Here is a 2,155-nt window from a genome sequence, read left to right as displayed (position 1 = left end):
AAGGCGAAGGCCTGCAGGTCATGGGCATCGCCGAAGCGGCAGCCTGGTGCGACCTGATCATGTTCACCATGCCCGACGAGCTGCAGGCCGAGACCTACAAGAAATACGTGCATGACAACCTGCGCGAAGGCGCGGCGATTGCCTTCGCCCATGGCCTCAACGTCCATTTCGGCCTGATCGAGCCCAAGCCCGGCGTCGACGTCATCATGATGGCGCCCAAGGGTCCCGGCCACACCGTGCGCGGCGAATACACCAAGGGCGGCGGCGTGCCCTGCCTCGTGGCCGTTCACAACGACGCCACCGGCCGCGCGCTGGAAATCGGCCTGTCCTATTGCTCCGCCATTGGCGGCGGTCGTTCGGGCATCATCGAGACCAACTTCCGCGAAGAATGCGAAACCGACCTCTTCGGTGAGCAGGCGGGTCTGTGTGGCGGCCTCGTTGAGTTGATCCGCATGGGCTTCGAGACCCTGGTGGAAGCCGGCTACGCCCCCGAGATGGCCTATTTCGAGTGCCTGCACGAAGTGAAGCTGATCGTGGACCTGATCTACGAAGGCGGCATTGCCAACATGAACTACTCGATCTCGAACACCGCCGAATACGGCGAATACGTGTCGGGCCCGCGCATCCTGCCCTACGAGCAGACCAAGAAGGCCATGAAGGACGTCCTGACCGACATCCAGACCGGAAAGTTCGTGCGCGACTTCATGCTGGAAAACGCCGTTGGCCAGCCTTCCTTCAAGGCGACCCGTCGTATCAACGACGAGCACCAGATCGAAGCCACCGGCGAAAAGCTGCGCGGCATGATGCCGTGGATCTCCGCCGGCAAGATGGTCGACAAGTCGAAGAACTGATCCCGAACGGGTCAGGCGCAAACGAAAAGGCGCGGGGTGGGACACCACCTCGCGCCTTTTTTCATCGGTCGGGGCCTGTCGCGCTCAGCCGCCGCCCATCATCCGCTCATGCACCGCCTGCATGCCGCGCGCGGCCATGTCGCTGACCTCGGCGGCGTGGGTGTGCAGGGCTGCGACCAGATCCGGATCGTCCGAAGTCTGGGTCACCACGATGCCGGCTTCGGTGATCTCGATCTCGTTTTCCAGCCCCTCGTAGCGGGCGAAGAAGATGTCGAGAGTTGGGCTCTGGATGAAGATCTGGGGATCGTCGCCGGCCTCGACCCGGCCGATCATCTGGGTAACGTGGCGCACCAGCGCGTCCATCACGTAAGGGTCGGTCGCACCGGTGACGGTGCGGATGCCATTGGGCAGGTTTTCCACCTCGCGGTAGAGCGTGTCGAAATGATGGAACATTGTCATCAGGTCGGCGCTTTCGCCGGGTGTCGCGTTGAGGCCGCGCAGCCCCGGCATCGTCACCTCGTCATGGCCGGTGCCGTCCTGGCCGTGGTGCATCATGCCCTGGCCGCCGCCATGCATCTGAGCCTGTGCCGCGCCGGAGAGGAGAGAAAGCGCCAGCGCCGCGGCGGCGAGCCTTCCCGTTACTGGAATGATTGTCATCGTCAACTCCTCCTTTCCGGCACCCTAGAAGGCGGACGGGCTCGGTGCAATCCGGCCCCGGCCTTGTGCGCTCGCGCAGATTGTCACGTTTGCGTGTCATCCCCATCTGGCCGGTCATGACCCACCACATCACGACACGGGAGGGCCTTCCGCCCGAAATGCGGAGCCTCCTGCGGGACCTGCCACGCGATGGCTGGCAGGCGCATCCCGCCTTCGCCCGCTCCATCCGGAACTGGATGGGCGCCCATCAGATGTTCCGCCAGCTTGGCGCGATCGTTCAGGAGGACAGCGAGAGCTTCCTCGATGGCAGGATGGAGGCCGACCGCTATGCCGGGCGGCTGGCGCATTACGGCAACCTCTTGGTGCGCAACCTGCACGGCCACCACACATGGGAAGACCGGACCTACTTCCCCGAGCTTCAGGCCGCCGACCCGAGGTTTTCGGACGGGCTGGAGATGCTGGAGACCGACCATGCCGAACTGGACGGTCTGCTCGACCGCTTCACCCGCGGGGCAAACCGGGTGGTGCAGCTGGCCACGCTGGAGCCTGCGCAGATGGCAGGCGACGCGGGGCCGGTGCGCGACCTGGCCGAGCGGCTGAACGGGTTCCTGCACCGGCACCTGAGCGATGAAGAGGATCTGGTGATC

At 64.6% G+C, this 2,155-nt stretch carries 3 protein-coding genes; 2 read left to right on the top strand and 1 reads right to left on the bottom strand.

The features are described from left to right. Positions 1-851: ketol-acid reductoisomerase (gene ilvC / locus ACEQXV_RS08685; RefSeq protein WP_370268784.1), on the top strand; the 851-nt coding region annotated here is incomplete at its 5' end. Between the two features lie 84 nt (positions 852-935). Here the strand turns inward: ilvC and ACEQXV_RS08680 are convergent. Next, positions 936-1,508, bottom strand: a complete 573-nt coding sequence (locus tag ACEQXV_RS08680; RefSeq protein ID WP_370268782.1) for a hypothetical protein — start codon at positions 1,506-1,508, stop codon at positions 936-938. A gap of 158 nt (positions 1,509-1,666) precedes the next feature. Between ACEQXV_RS08680 and ACEQXV_RS08675 the strand changes: the two genes are divergently transcribed. Next, positions 1,667-2,155 (top strand): hemerythrin domain-containing protein (locus ACEQXV_RS08675; protein WP_372525514.1); only part of this gene is annotated, 489 nt, incomplete at its 3' end.

The organism is Nioella sp. (genome assembly GCF_964229645.1).
GTDB lineage: Bacteria > Pseudomonadota > Alphaproteobacteria > Rhodobacterales > Rhodobacteraceae > Nioella.
The sequence above is the reverse complement of the archived record's forward strand: the minus strand, read 5'-3'. Positions and strand labels throughout refer to the sequence as shown.